Source organism: Sphingomonas degradans (assembly GCF_053502645.1).
This window is the reverse complement of record NZ_CP177172.1, coordinates 4,373,495-4,392,316: the sequence shown is the minus strand read 5'-3', so window position 1 is coordinate 4,392,316 and position 18,822 is coordinate 4,373,495. Positions and strand designations below refer to the sequence as shown.

Here is an 18,822-nt window from a genome sequence, read left to right as displayed (position 1 = left end):
CGCCGCCCCCTCAGTTCCAGCCGCCGCCCAGCGCCAGGAACACTGCGATCTGATCGGTCGCCAGAGACGACTGCGCGGTGGCATAGGCGACCTCGGCCTGGGCCAGGCTGCGCTGCGCGTCGAGCAGCGACAGGAAATCGCCGCGCCCGAAGCGATACAGCTTGCCCGCCTGCCCGGCGGAAAGCACCGCGCTGTCCCGCGCGCGGCGCAGCGCGTCGGTGCGCTCGCGATTCCGGGCATAGGTCTCCAGCGCAGTCTCGACATCGCGCAGCGCCGTGAGCACCGTCGCATCGAACTGCGCCAGATCGGCGGTGACGCGCGCATCCGCCTGGGCAATGCGTGCGCGCACCACCGGGCGATTGGGGAACGACCAGCTGATGAGCGGCCCGAGGCTGAACCCAAACACGCTGGGCGACAGATCCTTGGGCGATCCGGCGGCACCCACCGATCCGCCCAGGCTGACCTGCGGATACAGGTCCGCCGTCGCGACGCCGATCCGCGCGGTGTCGGCGGCGATGGTGCGCTCGGCGGCGCGGACGTCGGGGCGGCGCCGCAACAGCGCGGCGCCATCGCCCACCGGCATCGCGCGCGCCAGCACGGGCAGCGTCGCGCACCCGGCGACGTCCGCCGGAAACTCGGCCGGCGGCTTTCCCTGCAGCGTCGCCAGCAGATACAGATTCGCCTGGCGCTGCGCCGCATAGGCGGGAAGTGCTGCGGCGCTGCTTTCCACTGCGGTCTGGGCGCGGCTGACATCGAACGCCGTTGCGCGGCCGCCGCGCTGGAGCCGCCGCGTCGCCGCCAGCGTATCGCGCTGGAGCTTCACCACGCGCTGGTTCACCGCCAGCGCATAATTCGCCGTACACAGCTGCGCATAGGCACGCGTGGTCGCCGCCGCGACGCTGACGCGCACCGAATCGCGCGCCGCCTCGACAACGTCGCGATCCGCAGCGCTCGCTTCGATCGCCCGGCGGATCTTGCCGCGCAGGTCGAGCGGATAGGCGGCGGACAGCCCCAGACTATAAGTCACCGTGCCGGGCAGGCTGCCGCCCGTGCCCGATGGTCGCGCCAGATCGGCGCCGCCGCTGATGCCGGTGGTAATGTCGCGCCCCGCCAGCGCTTCGGCCACCACGGCATCGGCGCGCGCGAGATTCGCATCGGCCACGCGCAGATCGGCATTGGCGGCCAGCGCCTGCTCGACCAGCGCGTCGAGCCGGGGATCGTCATACAGCCGCCACCATTTGTCGGGCAGCGCCTCCTGCGCGAACGCGGGGCCTTTGGCGGAGACAAAGGGGGCGTTGGCCGCAGGCGCATTCGCCACCGCCGTCGCGGGCGGGCGATAGTCGGGGCCCGCCATGGCGCAGGCCGACAAGAGGATCGTGCTCCCGAGCGGAACGACGGCGCGGATCACTTCGCCACCGTCGGCTGGATCGTCACCGTCGCGGTGCGCCCGGCGATCAGCCGCACGCCCTGCGGCACCTGCAACAGCTTGATGCGCACCGGAATGCGCTGCGCCAGCCGCACCCAGGAAAAGGTCGGGTCGACGCTGGGCAGCAGATTGCCCGAATTGCTGCGGCTGGTGTCGTTGATGCCCGAGGCAATGCTTTCCACCCGCCCGCGCAGGTCCTGCGGCTCGCCCATCAGCCGCACCACCACCGGCGCGCCGACGTGAATCTGCGGCAGCTTGGTCTCCTCGAAATACCCCTCGACACGCAGGCTGTCGGTATCGACCAGCGCCATCGCCTGCTGCCCCGCGGCGACATAGTCGCCGGGATGCAGGTCCAGATTGGTGACCGTGCCGTTGACCGATGCGGTCACGCGGGTGCGGGCCAGATTGAGCTTGGCGGATTCGCGCTGCGTCATCGCCTGCGCCAGCGCGGCCTGCGCCGTCGCCACGCGCGCGACATTCTGTTCATGGCTTTCCGCCGCGACCAGATCGCCCAGCGCCAGATCGCGCTGCGCCTCGCGCCGCGCCTGCCCCAGCGTGGCGCGCGCGCTGGCGATCGCCGCATCCGCCTGTGCCAGCGCCAGCGAATAGCGGGGCCGGTCGATCACGAACAACAGGTCGCCGGCGCGCACCGGCTGGTTGTCGCGCACATGGACTTCGGTGATCAGCCCGCCAATGTCCGGCGTCACGCGCACCACATCGGCGCGCACGCGCCCGTCGCGGGTCCATGGGCTGCGCTCGTAATGGTTCCACATCCACCAGGCGACAACGATCGCCAGCGCGACGATCAGTATCGTCGCGGCGCTGCGGGTCAGGGTGGCGCGTAGGTTTTTCATAGTCGGATACCGCTAAGGGGAAGGAGCCAGGCCAGCAGGCCCAGGATCAGGATGAACAGGCACAGATCGACCAGCGCGCGATAGGCGACGAAGCGGTGCAGGCCGAACGCGGAAAGCAGGCGGATCAGCCCCATCGTCAGCATCAGTGCGACGATGGCGAGGATCAGCAGGGTGGGGACGAAAAGTCCGCCGATCGCGACTTCGCCGGTCATACTGCGGCCTTTCGATAGGCATGGGCGGTGGGAAACAGATTGCGCCGCAATGCCAGCAGCCCCAGCACGGCCGCGCGCCGCGCGTCGGGCACGGGATTGCGGATAAAGGCATCGAGCGCCGCGTCGATATGGTCGAGCAATGCCGGCTGGGCCGCCGCCGGCGCGCCGGGATCGAGCGCGCGATAATAGGCGCCGACATCCGCCAGCACGCTGGTGATGGGCGGGCGCTCGTCCAGCGGCAGGTCGCGGCGCAGCTGGCGCAGCTCGCCGATCGCCACGCCCGTGCGCAGGTCGCGCAGCGCATCGTACAGCGGCTTGCCCGGCGCCTCGCCCCGCGCCGCCAGCCGGGGGGCGAGCAGCGCGATACGATCGAGCATCCGGTTGATCCATCCGCGCAGGTCGGGCGGGGTCTCCAGGTTGCTGCGCGCCGCGATGTCGGTCCATCCGGCCTTCACCGTGCGCCGGATCGCCCCTTCGACGCCCGCCGACTGGAGCAGCCGCGCCATCACGATCGCGAACCAGATGCCGACGATCTGGGCGATGGCACCGTTGATGAAGGGGCCGAACGCACTGACATAATGATCCGCCAGCAGCGCCGGGCTGCCTAGCCCGAGCAGCGTCGGCAGCGCGATCGACGCATAGCGCGGCGACGCCATCAGCGCGCCGCAGACCAGCAGCACCGGCGCCATCGCCGCCGCCAGCATCGGAAATCCATCGAGCCGGGGCAGGATCGCATAGCCATAGATCGCACCGATGATCGCCGCCAGCGTGGTGCCGATCAGAAACGCGCGCAGCGGCGCCACCAGGTCGTCGCTCGCCGCGAACAGCGCAAGGAACACGCCCGCCAGCATCACTGCCGTCGATCCGTCGTTCCACCCGCTCGCGATCCACAGCGCGCAGCCGATCACCACGGTAAGGAACGCGCCCACCGCCCCGCGCAGCGCGCCGCCCACGTCGCGGTGGACTTCGCGGTTGCGCCGCCCCTCGATCAGCTCCGCAACGCGCGGCGTCACGGGCGCGCGGCGATGCGTCGCCATCTGGTCGCGCAAGTCGCGGCAGTCGCGATGCGCGGCGATCAGCGCGGACAAGCGGGCGAGCAGGCTCAGCTGGACCAGCGCGGTCCAGCATGCCCCGGCGTCGATCGCCGGCTCCAGCGCCGCACAGCGCGCGATCAGCTGCGCCGAAATCTCCGCACGGGCGTCGGGGCCGGCATCGGGCGCATCCAGCCATTGCTGGACATCGACCAGCAGCGTGCACAGGGCAGGCGTCAGCCCCTCCGGCTCGTCGCGCAGGATCGCCACGCGATCGGATACGGCCGCACCCAGCGGCAGCAGCAGCGAAAGCTGGTCCTGTAGCGCGCGCACCGTGCGCACGCGCGGTGCGATCCCGCTGGTCTCGAACGGCAAGTGGATCGAAAGCTGGTGCAGCTCGGTAATGTCCTGCGCCAGCCGCGCCCGCTCCGCATCCACCCCCGGAACTTCGGTCAGCGCGATGGTGTCGCGCGACCACACCTCGGCGTCGCGCAATATGGCGGAGACGCGCGCCAGCAGCCGCGCGGCCACCGATCCGGGCAGGATGAACCCGTGCACCAGGCTGCCGCACAGGATCCCGATCCCGATTTCCTGCACGCGCAGGATGGCAGTGGTAAAGACCTCGCCCGGCGCCTCGACGCTGGGGAAGCCGATCAGGCAGGCACTATAGCCTGCCAGCACGAACATGTACGAACGCGGCGTGCGATCGAGCAGCGACACGAACACGCACAGCGCCAGCCACAGCCCGATGGCGATGCTGAGCAATTCGGGGCTGTTATCGAGTGCAGGCACCATCAGCACCGCCACCGCAGCGCCGACGATCGTGCCGACGATGCGAAACACCGCCTTGGACAACACCGCCCCGGCCAGCGGCTGCGCGACGATATAGGCGGTGAGGAACGCCCAATAGGGCCGCTCGAGCCCGATCGACAGCGCGACATAAAGCGACAGCATCGCCGCCGCGAAGCTCTTGAGCGAGAAGATCGCGGTCGAAAGGCCGAACCGGTCGCTCATGCGCGCCAGTTCGCGATTCTATCGTTCAGCGCCGCGCACACGCGCAGCGCGGCCTCAAGATCGGCATCGGGCACGTCCGCCAGCAACTGGCGCCGCATATCCACCAGCCGCGCCTCGATCTCGGTGGCGCGCGCCTGCCCCAGTTCGGTCAGCCTCAGCTTGTTGGCGCGGCGATCCTCGGGGTCGCTCTGGCGCGTCACCAGCCCCGCCGCTTCGAGCTGGTGGAGCGTGCGGACGAGCGAGGCATTGGTGACGCCGATGGTGCGCGCCAGTTCGGCCTGGCCGACATCGGGGCCCAGCCGGTCGAGATAGATCAGGCACCATCCGCTGGAACTGGAGACGTTGAGGCTGGCCAGCACCTGGTCCGCCAGCCGCTGCCATGCGCGCGACGTGGGGCTGAGGACAGTGGCGAGCGAGCGTTCGAGGGCGGCGCGAGGCATCGCGGTTAGTTAGTGTGCTAACTAACCAATGCAACCCTTGCACTTGCCCTCAGCTGTCGCGCGCCACGCGCGCCAGATCCTCGGGCGCATTGATGTTCTCGGGCGGCGTATCGACCGAAATCGCGACTGCCCCGATCGCGGCGGCGAAACCGCGCATCGAGCGGCGGGGATCGTGTTCCACAAAGTGCGCCAGTGCCTCCGCCGCATCCGCCGGCCACAGCCCGATCACCGGCTGCGCGGCGAGATAGCAGGGCGCACGCGTCAGCATCGCGGCGGGAAAGCGCACCGCATCGACGCTGCAGCTCAGCACCCGCGCGAACCCCTGCGCGCGGGCATGGCGCAGTGCCCCCGCCAGCCCGCCCAGCGGCCCCAGCCCCGCCGCCGGATAATCGGGAATGCTCGCGACACCCGTGACCCCGCCGGCATAGGTTCGCCCGGCCACCGCCAGCGCATCGACATGCGGCGCCAGCGCGGCCAGCGCATGATCGATCAGCGTCCGCCCCGCCAGCAGCGCCACTGCCTTGTCCGAACCGAACCGGCGCGATTCGCCCCCGGCCAGCACGACGCCCAGCGTCCTCACGCGATACCCGCATGCGGATCGTTCAGCACCAGCATCGAATCGCGCCGCGCCAGCGCGACCAGCGCCAGCCCGGCGTCGCGCGCGCGATCGACCGCCAGGCTGGTCGGCGCCGAAATCGTCACCAGCAACGGGCAATCCGCACGCACCGTCTTTTCGACCAGCTCATAGCTGCACCGCGAGGTCAGCAGGAAAAACCCGTCCCCCGCCGAAAGTCCCTGCCGCGCGAGCGCCCCGATCAGCTTGTCGAGCGCATTGTGCCGGCCGACATCCTCGCGCACGCACACAATCGCCCCGTCGGGCGTGCAGAACGCGGCGGCATGGACCGCGCCCGTCGCGGCGGCCAGCGGCTGGTGGGCGTCGAGCGCGGCCAGCGCCGTGTGGATCGCCGCGCGGCTAGTGGCGATCCGCGTCGTGACCGGGGGCAACGGGCGCAGCACCTGTTCGATGCTCTCGATCCCACACAGCCCGCACGAACTCTCCGACACGCGCCGCCGCGCCCGCGCCAGCACCGGTTCCAGCCGATCCTGGGGCAGCGTAACGCGCACGATCATACCGCCCTGAAGGGCATGGACGTCGATGTCCACGATCTCGCCGGGCGCCGCCAGCCCTTCGGTCAGCATGAATCCGGTGGCGAAATCCTCCAGCGCCGCCGGGCTCGCCATCATCACGGCATAGCCGATCCCGTTGCATTCGATCGCGATCGGCACCTCGGCGGGCACGCGCCGGACGCCGGGACGTGGCGTGCCGACGTCGAACGATCGATCCACGGCGACGGGGTGCGCCTCCACCAGCGGCTCATGTGCCATCGGAACTCCCTTCACGGCGCGGACGCGGCCACAGGCCCGACATGGGCCGCCGCCACGCGGCGAAGCGATCCGCTGCACCCGATACCGGCTGATAGGCAACCCCCGCCGGCAGGCTGAACGTCACGGTCGTGCCGCTCCCCGGCGCGCTGTCCAGCGTTAGCGTCGCGCCCACCTTTCGCGCGCGCTCGTGCATGCCGATCAGCCCGAAATGCCCCTCGCGCCCCGCGCGCACCAGCCGCTCGGCATCGATCCCGACGCCATCGTCGTGAAAGCTGACCTTCAACCGCTTGCGCCCATAGCCGACGCGGACCACCACCTTGTTCGCATGCGCGTGGAGCGCGGCGTTGAACAGCGCCTCGCCTGAAATCCGGACGATCTCGTCGAGGATCACGGGCTGCAGCGGCCGCGGCGTGCCCTCGGCTGCAATCTCCACGCTGGTGTGCACCTCGAAAGGCTGTTCATGCGCGATTTCGTCCAGGATGACTTCCAGATTGCGCCGGTCGGCACTGCGCAGGTCGCGCACCCTGTCGCGCCCTTCGACCAGCATCTGGTCGGCACGGTCCAGCGCCTTGTTGATGACCGGCTTGGCGGGGTGGTCCTCGGCGATATGGTCGGCGACCGACTGGAACCGCAGCATCAGGCCCTGCACGCTCTGCAACAGCGTGTCGTGCAGCTCGCGCGCGATCCGCTCGCGCTCCGACGTCCGCTCCTCGAGCCGCGCGCGAATCCGCTCGGCCAGCTGCCGCAGCCGCAGCGTGTAAGCGAACCACACCAGCAGGCCGAGCGCGATGACGCAGGCGATGCGAAACGGCCAGGTCTGGAGAAAGGTCGGCGGCACGGTGATCGTCACGCTCGCGCCCGCCCGGTTCCACACCCCGTCATTGTTCGCGGCGATGACGTGGAACCGGAACGTGCCGGGGTGGAGATTGCCGTACACCGCCTCACGCCGCGTGCCGGGGTCGATCCAGGCCGAATCGACGCCCTCCAGCCGATACCGAAACCGCACCCGATCGGGCACGCTCAGGCTGAGCGCGGTATAGTCGATCGCCATTTCGGTCGTGCCCGCCGCCAGGCGAAGCGCGCCGGGATCGCGAAAGCGCAGTCCGTTCGCCACCACCGCGCGGATCATCACCGGCGGCGGCGCCGCGTTCGTCGAAAGCCGCGCGGGATCGATGCGGACGACGTTGCGGCGCGTCAGGAACCACAGCAGCCCGTCCCCGCCCAGTGCCACCTGCGCGCCCGGCGCCTTTTGCGCGAAACTGTTCAGCCCGTCGCGAAAATCGAAGACGCGGTGGGGCAGCGCGGTGCCGGGCGCGGCGAACGCCCGGTCCAGCGCGGCGCTGGCCATCCGCACGATGCCCGCATCGCCGATCGCCCAGCTCTCGCCGCGCGGCGTCTGCACCATGCCGTTGACCGATGCGAGCCAAGGATAGCGTTCGCCGTCGAGCCGCTGGATCCGGCCGCCGGCAATGCGCGCCATGCCCCGCGCGCCGCTGACATACAGCGCGGCGCGTCCCGGCAATATGCCTTCCAGCCCGCCAATCCCCAGCTGCTCGCGCACGAGCGGAGTGAACGGCGTGGCGCCGAGCAGGGGCAATGGGCTGCGAAACAGGATCGCCGCCAGACCATCCGGCCCCACCGCCGTGTTTCCGGGAACGCCCGCACTCGCCGACAATCCAGGCCAGGCATGCCATGCGCCGCGCTCGTACCAGAACAACCCCCGCGAGAGACCTGCGAACCACAGCCGCCCCCGCCGATCCTCCGCACAGCCATAGGCGCTGGCACCCAGCGGCTTGCGCAGCGTGCGGGTAACCCGGCCGTCCGGCGCGACGCGCAAGACCCGATCGCCCAGCGTCACCCAGATCGCGCCCCCCGTCGCTTCGCACAGCGAACCCGGCGTGTCAGCGACCTTCAGCATCGGTCGGGGGCCGGCGCCCGGCAGGATCCGATAGATCGTGTCGGTATCCGAGATGTACACCGACCCGTCGACAGTCGACGCGATGCGATAGCCCTGCGCCGAATTTGGCGGGATCGCCGGCTCCACCACCGCACTGGCGGGGCGCAGCATGTCGAGCCCCAGTTCGGTGCCGATCCAGATATTGCCTTCGCGATCCTGGAACAGCGCGTGCGACTGGTCGGACGAAAGCCCGTCAGCCGCCGTAAAGGTCTCGACCTGCGCGGGCCGCCCGCCCCCCATCGGCGCTGCGATACGGAACACGCCATTGGTCCAGGTCGTGCTCCACAGGGCGCCGCTGGCATCGAACATCATCCGGCTGCCGCCGACCTCCGCTGCGTTGCGATACGCGCGCGTCAGCCACTGCGTCGTGGCAACGGCGCCGGTTTGCACCGCGCGCGTGCCGCTTCCGTCCGAAACCCAGATCCGGCCGTTGCGGTCCTCGGCCAGCCCGGCGCGCCGCGACACTGCCTCCCCGGTCGGCAGAAAGCGCCGCGAGCCCGGCGGGCGGCGCAGGATCGTGCGATCCAGCACCACCCACATCGTCCCGTCGCGGGCGAACAATATCTGCCACACCTGCTGCTCGGGCAGCCCCCAGTCGTCGCCTAGTTCCTCCCAGCGGCCATTCTGGAAGCGCGCAATCGTATCGCGGCTGCGCCCGCCGCGCGCGACCCAGATGGCGCCGTCGCGGTCCTCGGCGATGTCGGTAACCTCGCGCGACGGATTGGGCATGCCCGCATCGACAAGCCGCCCGCCGCGAAACACGACCACGCCCCCGGTGCGCGCAAGCCCGACCCAGACGTCGCCGGAGCGCGCGCCCATCACCTGCGCCACCACCATGCGCCCGCCGTCGCTCTGCGGGCGCTCGATGCGCTCGAACGTCACGCCATCGAAGCGGAACAGGCCATCGACGCCGCCCAGCCACAGATAGCCGTTGCGGCCTTGTCCGATCGCGTTGATCCGGCTCGGCGCGCCGTCCTCGATCGACCATCCGACATGCTTGAAATCGACAAGCGGCGGCGCGCGATCGGCCTGCGCATGCGCCGCGATCGCGAGCAGGGCCAGCAGCGCTGCGGCTGCCAGACCGCGCATCGCGGCAACGGGGCGCGGCAGCCCCGCCATCACAGGTCGATGATGCCTCGCCGCGCGGCCACCGTCACGGCGTGGGTCCGGTCGCTGACATAGAGTTTGGCGAAGATGCTCTTGATATGCGACTTGATCGTATCTTCGGAAAGCTGGAGGGCGCGGGCGATCTCCTTGTTCGCATTGCCCCCCGCGATCAGCTGCAAAATGTCGATCTCGCGCGGCGAGAGCGCATCGTCGATCGCGTGCAGCGCAATGTCCGCCGCGATTTCGGGCTGGAGGTGACGGCGCCCGGCATGGACGCTGCGGATCGCGTCGAGCAGGTCGCGGCGCAGGCTGCTCTTGAGCAGATAGCCCGAAGCGCCCGCGCGCAGTGCATGGAGCGCCTGAGCATCGCCGGTAAAGGTCGTCAGCACGATGATCCGCGCATCGGGGTGCTTCCTGCGGATCGCCTCGATCGCGGTCACGCCGCTGGTGCCGGGCATGCGCAGGTCCATCAGAGTGATGTCCGGGCGCAGTTGCTCGTATCGGGCAATGGCTTCCTCGCCATCTTCCGCTTCGCCGACGATTTCCATGTCGGCCTGCATCTCGATGACGGCGGATACACCCTCGCGCAACATGGGATGATCGTCGGCGATCAGGATGCGGATGCGCGGCGGGAGGCCGGCGTCGTCGCCTGCCGCAAAATCTGGGTACTCACTCATCGCGCAAAGGCCCGGGCAAAATAGGTGCATTGCATCAATGCCACTCGCACGGGCCATCCGGCTAGACACTTTCAGGTGAAACCCACTCCCCTAAATGGGGCTTAGATTCGCTGCCCTTTCCGCAGATGATGCGCCCCGACTCCAGCGAGGACGACATGCATGAGCGGCAATGCGACGAATTGCTCGGTGCCCGAAGCAGTATCGAAGCCAGCGACGCGGACCTACGCCGCGGGCGCGCCCCGGCGTGTCGCCGCGCCAGAGGCGTCCGCCGCGACCTATCCCGTCGGCGATTCGGCGCTCCCCCCCGGCTTTCGCGATCAGTTGCAGAGCATCGTCATGGCCAGCGCGGCGGCGATCCAGTGGAGCGCGCAGGATTGCGTCGATGCCGATGAAATCGCCCACGCCCTGCACCTTATCGTCGCGGCCGCGCGACGATCGCAGCAGATTCTGGCCGATGCCGGACTGGGCGGCAATGGCTCCCCTATCGACGCTCCCAAACGGGCACTGGGCTGAGAGGCCGCCTCGAAACCGTTTCAGGCGTCGCGCTGGCGCGGCCCGAAATTGAGCCGCCGGGTGACGTTATAGTCCAGCACGGCCATCACGAAATACGCACAGAATTGCTTGATCCGCGTCCAGCGCCCCGTCCGCGCCGCATAGACGTCCGACGTGATCCGCTCCGACTGCGCGATCTCGCCCTCCACATAACGGCGGACATGCGCGGCAAAGGCGGCGTCTTCGACGCGCAGCATCAGCTCCAGGTTCAGGAACATCGAGCGGATGTCGAAATTCGCCGAGCCGATGTGCACCACATCGTCGATCACGAAGAGCTTAGTGTGCAGCTTGGTCGGCTGATATTCGTAGATCTGCACCTTCTTGCGCAACAACCCGGCATAGGTGAAGCGCGCGGCCCAGATCGCCGCGCCGTGATCGAGCTTGGACGGCAGCACCAACCGCACGCGGCCCCGCCGCCCGACCTTGTCCAGCCGCCGCAGCATCGACGGATTCGGCGCGAAATAGGCTGCGATCAGGTCGATCGCGCGAGCGCGATCCATGTCGTGCTTGACCACGCGTGCCCAGGGCGACAGCCGCCGCGTCGGCCCGCCGAACAGCCAGCGCGCCGCGCCTGCGGGCTCGCTCCACGCCTTCAGCGTCCGGGTCAACGCGCGCATCGGCGGCTTGCTGCGGCTCGCCCACTGCGCCAACGCATCGAAATAGCCGACCAGCCGCCCCGCCGCCGGCCCTTCGACCAATAGCCCCAGGTCGCGCCACGCCGCCTGTTCGATCGTGCCGAAGTAACTGTCCTCGATATTGAAGCCGCCGATGATGACGCGCGATTCGTCGGCCAGCGCCAGCTTCTGATGATTGCGCAACAGATAGCGGCGTCCCCAGCGCGGCACGAACCGGCACACCCGTACGCCGGCAACCTCCATCGGGTCGAAGAAGTGGTTGCTCGCCGCCTGCTCGCTGCCCAGCCCGTCGACGATCAGCTGGACCGCGACGCCCCGCGCCGCCGCTTCGATCAGCGCCTGGCGCACAGCGGCGCCCGCCGCGTCATCGACATAGATGTAATACAGCACCCGCAGCGATCGCGTCGCGCCCCGGATGAGCCCCAGCAGCTGCGCCATCCGCTCCGGCCCGTCGGGCAACATCGTGAGCCGATTGCCCGCTACCGTGAAGCTGGGCTGCAACGCCGCGTCCATCCCGGCGTGATGCGGGAGCGCATCGCCCGGCGCAAGGGTGTCTGGCGATCGTTCAGCAGGCTGCGGCAAGGGCATGAGGCGGCAAATCCGATACGACAGGGCGACAGCGACCTAAACTCGGAACGGCATCGTAAAGTTCATCCCGGACCGGCGCGCCCGCTTTCCTTGACAAGCGTGCCCCCCCTGCGTACATGCCCGGCCTTTCCAGACACCATTAGTCCAAGGAGTGCGGTGATGGCGCGCGTAACCGTCGAGGATTGCGTCGACAAGGTTCCAAACCGGTTCGACCTGGTGCTGTTTGCAGCGCAGCGCGCCCGGCAGATTTCCGGCGGCGCCGAACTGACGCTGGATCGTGATCGCGACAAGAACCCGGTCGTCGCCCTGCGCGAGATCGCCGAAGAGACCGTGCACCCGCGCAATCTCGAGGAATCGGTAGTTTCCAGCCTCCAGCGCGTCCAGGTGGACGACGAGGAAGCCCCGGACGAAATCGGCTCGCTGTCGGCGTCGGCAGAGGCGCTGCGCCTGACCGCGGCGGCCCCTCCCCGCAACCAGAATCTGGGCGCCGATTACGAGGGCTGATTCAGCCCATCGCTATGGCAACCTGAAGAAAATGGGGCCACGGACGCAAGTCCGGGCCCCTTTTTCGTGCCCTGAGTGGGTCATACCAAGGTTCATTGACATGAACCCATGCACCGCCCGCCCCGCCTCCCCACCCGACCACCATAGCCTGATGGTATCCTTGGTGGTCGGGTGGGGAGGCGGGGCGGGCGGTATGAGCGCTCAACGCGACTTGGTATCAGCCCTCCGGATCGTCGCGATAGGTCGAATCCCATTCGCCGTCGTCGGGATCGACGCGCCCCTTGAACCCCTGTGCCACCACGAACCACTCGACCGAACCCTTGCGGCTCGACGGCGGCTTGGCGTGCTTCACGGTGGTGAAGTTGCGTTTCATCTCCGCGACCAGCTGCGAATCGGCGCCGCCGGCGAACACCTTGGACACAAAGGCGCCACCGGGCTGGAGCGTGTGGATCGCGAAATCGAGCGCGGTCTCGACCAGCGCCATCGTGCGCAGCGCGTCGGTCTGCGGATGGCCCACGGTGTTGGCCGCCATGTCCGACAGCACCAGGTCGGGCGCGCCGCCCAGCGCGTCGATCAACAGCCCCGGCGCGGCATCGTCCATGAAATCCATCTGGAAGATCGTGGCCCCCTCGATCGGATCGACTGGCAGCAAATCGATGCCGACCACCGCCGCCTTCGGCAGCCGCCGCCGCACCACCTGCGTCCAGCCGCCCGGCGCGATGCCCAGGTCGACGATGCGCTTCGATCCCTTCAGGAAGCCGAATTTCTCGTCCAGCTCGATCAGCTTGTATGCCGCCCGGCTGCGATAGCCCTCGGCCTTGGCGCGCTTCACATAGGGGTCGTTGAGCTGGCGCTCGAGCCAGCGATTCGATTGCGGCGTCCGCCCCCGCGCCGTCTTGACGCGCGTATGCCCGCCCCCTCCGCCTCTGCTCACAATGTCTTCCCATTCATCAAACGGCGCAAAATGCCCTCGCGGATGCCGCGATCGGCCACGCCCAGCCGTTCCGCCGGCCACAGGTCCAGAATCGATTCGAGGATGGCGCATCCGGCCACTACCAGGTCGGCGCGCTCGTTGCCGATGCACGGCACCTGCCGCCGCTCGGCCATGCTCATCGCCGAGATGCGGCGGCTGACCTCGCGCATTGCTGCTGCGGGCACGATCAGTCCGTCCACGACCGACCGGTCATAGGCCGGCAGCCCCAGATGGACGCTGGCCAGCGTCGTCACCGTGCCACTGGTGCCGAGCAAGCGGGGCGTGCCGCGCGGCTTGCGCAGCCGGGCGACGAACGGGGCGAAGCTGGCGGCCACCCGCGCGCGCATCTCGGCATAGGCCGCCGCGCGCCCCTCGACCGATTCGAACTGCCCGACCGATTCGGTCAGCGACACCACGCCCCAGGGCGCGCTGTGCCAGTCGAGGATGCGCGGCACGGGCTCGCGCGAATCGACCAGCACCAGCTCGGTCGATCCGCCGCCGATGTCGAATACGAGTGCGGGGCCGTCGCCGGGCTCGAGCAGGGCATGGCAGCCCAGCACCGCGAGCCGCGCCTCTTCCTCCGCCGTGATGATGTCCAGCGCGATGCCGGTCTCGCGATAGGCGCGCTCGATAAAGGCGGCGCCATTGCTCGCCTGGCGGCATGCCTCGGTCGCGACCGAGCGGGCGAGGGCGACATTGCGCTTCTTCAGCTTCTCGGCACAGATGCGCAGCGCCGCCAGCGTGCGATCGATCGCCGCGTCGGACAGCCGCCCCGTCGTCGCCAGCCCCTCGCCCAGCCGCACGATGCGCGAAAAGGCATCGACCACGGCAAAGCCCGAGCCTTGCGGCCGCGCGATCAGCAACCGGCAATTGTTCGTGCCCAGATCGAGCGCGGCGAAATGTCGGGATTCCGGCCAGCGCGCGCGCGCGGGACGGTCCTGTGGCGGTGATTCGGGCCGGGCGGAGCCACTATTCCGCTGGCGGGGCAGTCTGGCGGAGCCATCCCCCATTGCATACACTCACTTATGTTCTGTCCGTCCCGGCAAAAATTCGCCGCCCGGTGCTTGGATTCAGGCTAGCCCAGCACGCGGCCAAGGGCAAGGCGAGCGCTCTGCGCACACGCTCGCACAAACGCGCGCGCACCCGTTTTGCCGCACCGTGCGGCAAAACCATGCCGCACGGGGTTCGCATCAAATCCCTTGACCGGCGGATTTCCGCGCCCTAGAGGCACCCGCCTGTTGCCCCGTCGTCTAAAGGTAAGACTACGGACTCTGACTCCGTCAATTGAGGTTCGAATCCTCACGGGGCATCCAGACTACCGAAAAATTCCGTTGTGTTTCAGCGGGTTGTGAGAGCGAAGCCTAAACCGGCCCCTCATCGGCTCCCATATGCGTTAGCTATTTGATTTGTAGTGCTTCGCAGCCCGAATCTTGCCCTCTGCGATTCGCACAGCGGATTTGCCGTCGACCTTGGAAAGCGCGGGACGACGTTGACGCCCCCGAATAACGTATTGAAATAATTGCAAGACATGGGGGCGTGGCTACGCAGCCCCCCTTCCTACCACCGTGCGCGCTATTCTCTGGCCCAACATGGAGCTACTTGGGGCTGCTATGCGCCCTAGGGCGGATCGACATTCGGCGTTGATCTCCCCGTATCGACAGGCGAAACGCATAGGGACCGGGACGCGCCCCCTCCCCTGTCCGTCATGCTGAATTTATTTCAGCATCCATCGGGCAACAGGCCGTGGCGTCGCCCGTGGAGGGTTGGGCCCTGAAACAAGTTCAGGGCGACGGCGTATTTTGGATGCGATCACTCTGCCCTCCGGGGGGGCTTCCTGAATGTCGATCGGCCCTAGCCGCGGTGCGTTTGCGTATCTAGGCTGAACGCGGAACGGGGGAGGGCGACGCTGGACTGGTTTGCGGCACTGCGACATATTCTGTCACTGTACCAGCGCGGCGAACTGGCGGCGGCGTGGACGGAATGCCGGGCGGCCCTCGAACATTCTGGCGATCGGCCCGAATTGCTGCTGATGCTCGGCGCGATCGAAGCCGCGAAGGGCGAGCCTGCGCGGGCGGTCGCTGCATTTCGGCGCTGCATCGTTCTGGCGCCCGGATTGGCCGACGCCTATGCGAACCTTGGCGGCCAGTTGCTCGGCACCGGACAGGCGACCGCGGCAATCTTGGCGCAGTCGCGCGCGCTGAGGCTGGCGCCGGACAATCCGGAATTCTGGACCATGCTGGCCAACACGCATCTGGCGCTGCGCGACGGTACGGCGGCGCAAGCCGCCTTTGCACAGGCCCTGCGCCTGAAGCCGGACGCTATTTCCGCGCTTTTGGGATTGGGGAAGGCATTGCGAGACGAGGGCGGGGCTGGACAGGCGGTCTCGGCACATCGCGCCGCCGTCGCGCTGGCGCCGGATTGGGCCGAAGCCTGGCAGGAACTGGGCCATAGCGCCCGCCGACATGATCCTCCGCTGGCGGCCGATGCCTATGCGCGGGCGGCGCGGCTGGCCCCGGATAACGGCCGGATACTGAGCGCGCTGTTCGCGGCCCGTCGCTCGATTTGCGACTGGCGAGATCATGCCCCGATCGAAGCCAGCCTGCGCGGCATGATCGAAGCCGATTGCAGCGCCCTGTTGCCGCTCGCCGACCTTCTCCTCGATCTCAGCCCTGCCCAGCAGCACAAGGCCGCGCGACGGTTCGCGCGGGATTTTCTGGGCGAGGCACGGCCATGGAAGGCCGCAGATCCGCTGCCTGATCCTGAAGCGCGGCTGACCATCGCCTATCTGTCCGGGGACTTCCACGATCACGCCACGGCCTATCTGGCGGCCGAAATTTTCGAGAAGCACGACCGAAGCCGCTTCCGCGTGCTGGCCTATTCCCACGGCCCGGTCGATCAGGGGCCTATGCGCCAGCGGCTCACGGCGGGCTTCGACGCCGTCCGGGATATCCGCCGGCTGGATGCCGATCAGGTCGGATCGCTCGCCGCCCGTGACGGCGTCGATATCCTCGTCGACCTCAAAGGCTATACCGCCGGCGCGCGGCTGGATCTGCTGGGTCGGCGCCTGGCACCGATCCAGATCGGGTGGCTGGGCTATCCGGGCACGCTGGGCACGAAGACATTCGACTATATCTTCGGAGATCAGACGGTTACCCCGCCGGAGCATCAGCCATGGTTCGCGGAGGCCATCGTCCGGCTGCCCGACAGCTATCAACCCAACGACCGTCAACGACCGCTGCCTGGCGCGATCGATCGGTCTCAACTGGGATTGCCCGCACAAGGCGTGGTGTTCGGCGCGCTCCATGCGCCGCACAAGATCGGACCGGCGCATTTCGCGGACTGGATGCAGATCCTGCGCGCGGTGCCGGGATCGGTGCTGTGGCTCTATGCGGCGAACGACAGGGCGCGCGACAATTTGCGGCGATATGCAACCGACGCGAGTGTCGCGGCCGACCGGCTGCGGTTCGCAGCGCCGGTCCCGCAGGCCGAACATATCGCCCGGCTCGGCGCAGCCGACCTGATGCTCGACAGCTTTCCCTATACCGGCCACACGACCACGTCCGACGCCTTATGGGCGGGCGTGCCGGTCGTCACGCGCCGGGGAGAGGGCTTTGCCGCGCGCGTTGCGGCGGGCCTGTTGCGCGCAGCGGGTGCGCCTGAACTGGTGACGACATCCCGCAAGGCGTATGTCGATCTTGCCATCGGCCTGGCGCAAGACCGCGATAAGATCGCCGAATGGAAAAGACGACTGGCCGACAGCCGCTGGTCCTGCCCCTTGTTCGACAGCAGCCGCTTCACTCGTCACCTGGAGGCTGCCTATCGGATGCTGTGGCGCCGTCATGCGGCGGGTCTGCCGCCACAATCCATCGACGTTCCGCCACTTCACTGAGGCCGGCCTGCACCCGCGCGAGCACCGCGCTCCAGGGCTCCCCGAAAGCGCGCCGCCACAAACGCATTTGCGGATACCAGGGCGTGGCCTCGCCCGTCTCGCCCCAGCGCCAGTCGCCAAATGGCGGCAGCAGTACCCAGGTTGGACGACCCAGCGCTCCGGCCAGATGCGCCGGCGCTGAATCCGCACAGAGGATGACATCGAGCGAGGCCATGATCGCGGCCGTATCCGCAAAGTCACCGATACCATCGCCTACATCATGGAAATTGCCGGGCAACGGTTCGCAGAGCGTCTCCAGATCCCGCCGTCCATCGCCTTTCTGTAACGCAACGAACGTCAGGTGCGGCAAGGCGCGAACCATGGGCAGCAGCATCGAAAGATTCAGCGAGCGCTCGGCATCGCCGGGAAAGGATGCGTTCCCTGCCCACACCACGCCGACGCGCAATCCGCAGGCGGCCGGAAGTCGGGTGCGCCATTTCGCGACCAGCGCCGGATCGGCCGTCAGATAGGGCCCATCCGCTGCCACGTCGCAGATCGCGCCGAGATAGGGGACACTCAGCAGCGGTGCCTGCAACGCATGCGGCGGCATCGGCCCGTCATTGTCACACGCCCCGGCAATGCCCGGCACCGACGCCATCACGCGCACAAGCTGGGAATCACAGGCAATCCAGAGCTTTGCGCCCTCTCGGGCAAGCGACGCGGCGAAGCGGGCGAACAGGATCACATCGCCCAGGCCCTGCTCGGCGTGCAGCAGGATCGTCCGCTGACCGATCGGCTGCCCCTCCCACTCCGGCACGGGATCGGGGTCGCTGCCGGGCCGAAATGCAGGCAGCCGGCGGCGCCATTCATATTCGCGGAATCCCTCCGCCCATGCCCCCCGGGTCAGCAGCAGCATCGCCAGCGTCACATGGGCGGCGACATGCTCCGGATCGCGCATTATGGCTTCGCGACAAAGGGCTTCTGCCTCGGCGGTACGCCCGGCGCGGCGCAACGCCTGGCCTAGTCCCAGCCATGCCTGCGCCTCGCGGGGCTCCAACGCGATACGGCGCGACTGCAGCGCAATGGCCTCCTCGACGCCATCCGGGCGCAGCACGACGGCGTTCGCCAGATTGCCGAGCAACTGCGGATGGTCGGGCGCCATGGACAGTGCGCGCCGATAGGCATCCTCTGCCTCCTGCACGCGCCCCGCCTGCTTGAATGCGACGCCAAGGTTGACCTGCGCGTGCCAGTTTTGCGGTTGCTCTCGCAATGCCGCCTCGAAACAGCCGATAGCCGGGTCGGAGCGACGCGCGTGCAGATGCTCCAGTCCACGCTCGAAATGGTGCGACACCATTTCGCGCCGTGGCAATTGGGCAAAGACGTGCGCATCGACCGCGCTATGGCGCAGCGCTCCCAGCAGCAGGGTTCGCCCAGCCTCCACGATACCCGCCGCCAACGCGGCCCTTCCCGTCACGAGCAGCGCGGGCACATGCGCGGGCATCTCCGCCAGCACCGCAGCGCCGATCGCGAAGGCGCGCCGGGGATCGCCGCCCTCCAGCGCAGCCTCGGCCTGCGCCAGCCGCGCGTCGGCGATCACC

General features: G+C 68.6%; 16 protein-coding genes and 1 tRNA gene. 4 read left to right on the top strand and 13 right to left on the bottom strand.

Annotation, left to right across the window (positions count from 1 at the left end; genetic code table 11):
- Positions 1-10: 10 nt before the first annotated feature.
- Genes ACG3SL_RS20215 through ACG3SL_RS20175 form a run of 9 tightly spaced genes read right to left on the bottom strand, consistent with a single transcriptional unit; the run spans position 11 to position 10,104 of the window.
- A complete protein-coding gene (locus ACG3SL_RS20215; RefSeq protein WP_448665185.1) occupies positions 11-1,405 on the bottom strand; it encodes an efflux transporter outer membrane subunit in 1,395 nt (464 codons plus the stop codon).
- On the bottom strand, positions 1,405-2,280 hold the full coding sequence (locus ACG3SL_RS20210) for an efflux RND transporter periplasmic adaptor subunit (RefSeq protein WP_448662936.1): 876 nt from the start codon (positions 2,278-2,280) through the stop codon (positions 1,405-1,407). Before ACG3SL_RS20210 ends, ACG3SL_RS20215 begins: the two co-directional genes overlap by 1 nt.
- Complete coding sequence (locus ACG3SL_RS20205; RefSeq protein WP_448662935.1) at positions 2,277-2,492, bottom strand: DUF1656 domain-containing protein; 216 nt, start codon at positions 2,490-2,492, stop codon at positions 2,277-2,279. Before ACG3SL_RS20205 ends, ACG3SL_RS20210 begins: the two co-directional genes overlap by 4 nt.
- A complete protein-coding gene (locus tag ACG3SL_RS20200; RefSeq protein WP_448662934.1) occupies positions 2,489-4,537 on the bottom strand; it encodes an FUSC family protein in 2,049 nt (682 codons plus the stop codon). The genes ACG3SL_RS20205 and ACG3SL_RS20200 overlap by 4 nt, the downstream gene beginning before the upstream one ends.
- Entirely contained in the window at positions 4,534-4,977 is a 444-nt protein-coding gene (locus ACG3SL_RS20195; protein ID WP_448662933.1) for a MarR family winged helix-turn-helix transcriptional regulator, read from the bottom strand. Before ACG3SL_RS20195 ends, ACG3SL_RS20200 begins: the two co-directional genes overlap by 4 nt.
- Positions 4,978-5,026: 49 nt before the next feature.
- Positions 5,027-5,557 carry a molybdenum cofactor guanylyltransferase gene (mobA, locus tag ACG3SL_RS20190; RefSeq protein ID WP_448662932.1) on the bottom strand — a complete coding sequence of 177 codons (531 nt, stop codon included), beginning with the start codon at positions 5,555-5,557 and terminating at the stop codon, positions 5,027-5,029.
- The gene (fdhD, locus tag ACG3SL_RS20185; protein ID WP_448662931.1) at positions 5,554-6,363 is read right to left on the bottom strand and encodes a formate dehydrogenase accessory sulfurtransferase FdhD; all 810 of its coding nucleotides are present in this window, start codon (positions 6,361-6,363) and stop codon (positions 5,554-5,556) included. Before fdhD ends, mobA begins: the two co-directional genes overlap by 4 nt.
- Positions 6,353-9,439: a sensor histidine kinase gene (locus ACG3SL_RS20180; RefSeq protein WP_448662930.1), complete on the bottom strand. Its 3,087-nt coding sequence runs from the start codon at positions 9,437-9,439 to the stop codon at positions 6,353-6,355. Before ACG3SL_RS20180 ends, fdhD begins: the two co-directional genes overlap by 11 nt.
- A complete protein-coding gene (locus ACG3SL_RS20175; protein ID WP_448662929.1) occupies positions 9,439-10,104 on the bottom strand; it encodes a response regulator in 666 nt (221 codons plus the stop codon). The genes ACG3SL_RS20180 and ACG3SL_RS20175 overlap by 1 nt, the downstream gene beginning before the upstream one ends.
- A 159-nt stretch (positions 10,105-10,263) precedes the next feature.
- Here ACG3SL_RS20175 and ACG3SL_RS20170 point away from each other — a divergent pair, with 159 nt between their 5' ends.
- Positions 10,264-10,617 carry a hypothetical protein gene (locus ACG3SL_RS20170; protein WP_448662928.1) on the top strand — a complete coding sequence of 118 codons (354 nt, stop codon included), beginning with the start codon at positions 10,264-10,266 and terminating at the stop codon, positions 10,615-10,617.
- A 20-nt stretch (positions 10,618-10,637) separates the two neighbouring features.
- Here the strand turns inward: ACG3SL_RS20170 and ACG3SL_RS20165 are convergent, their stop codons facing one another.
- A complete protein-coding gene (locus ACG3SL_RS20165; protein WP_448662927.1) occupies positions 10,638-11,804 on the bottom strand; it encodes a phospholipase D-like domain-containing protein in 1,167 nt (388 codons plus the stop codon).
- Between the two features lie 234 nt (positions 11,805-12,038).
- Here ACG3SL_RS20165 and rpoZ point away from each other — a divergent pair, with 234 nt between their 5' ends.
- Positions 12,039-12,383: a DNA-directed RNA polymerase subunit omega gene (rpoZ, locus tag ACG3SL_RS20160; RefSeq protein ID WP_448662926.1), complete on the top strand. Its 345-nt coding sequence runs from the start codon at positions 12,039-12,041 to the stop codon at positions 12,381-12,383.
- A gap of 217 nt (positions 12,384-12,600) precedes the next feature.
- Here the strand turns inward: rpoZ and ACG3SL_RS20155 are convergent, their stop codons facing one another.
- Together ACG3SL_RS20155 and ACG3SL_RS20150 are read right to left on the bottom strand one after the other, a co-directional pair.
- The gene (locus tag ACG3SL_RS20155) at positions 12,601-13,317 is read right to left on the bottom strand and encodes an RlmE family RNA methyltransferase (protein ID WP_448662925.1); all 717 of its coding nucleotides are present in this window, start codon (positions 13,315-13,317) and stop codon (positions 12,601-12,603) included.
- The gene (locus ACG3SL_RS20150) at positions 13,314-14,366 is read right to left on the bottom strand and encodes a Ppx/GppA phosphatase family protein (protein WP_448662924.1); all 1,053 of its coding nucleotides are present in this window, start codon (positions 14,364-14,366) and stop codon (positions 13,314-13,316) included. The genes ACG3SL_RS20155 and ACG3SL_RS20150 overlap by 4 nt, the downstream gene beginning before the upstream one ends.
- Before the next feature lie 229 nt (positions 14,367-14,595).
- Between ACG3SL_RS20150 and ACG3SL_RS20145 the strand changes: the two genes are divergently transcribed.
- Both ACG3SL_RS20145 and ACG3SL_RS20140 read left to right on the top strand, forming a co-directional pair.
- Positions 14,596-14,669, top strand: a tRNA-Gln gene (locus ACG3SL_RS20145).
- A 716-nt stretch (positions 14,670-15,385) separates the two neighbouring features.
- Positions 15,386-17,245 (top strand): O-linked N-acetylglucosamine transferase, SPINDLY family protein, encoded by a 1,860-nt coding sequence (locus ACG3SL_RS20140; protein ID WP_448665184.1) that lies wholly within the window; start codon positions 15,386-15,388, stop codon positions 17,243-17,245.
- Here ACG3SL_RS20140 and ACG3SL_RS20135 read toward each other — a convergent pair.
- Positions 17,151-18,821, bottom strand: coding sequence for a tetratricopeptide repeat protein (locus tag ACG3SL_RS20135; protein WP_448662923.1), 1,671 nt, complete (start codon positions 18,819-18,821; stop codon positions 17,151-17,153). The two genes, ACG3SL_RS20140 and ACG3SL_RS20135, sit on opposite strands and share 95 nt — an antisense overlap.
- Between the last annotated feature and the right edge of the window lies 1 nt (position 18,822).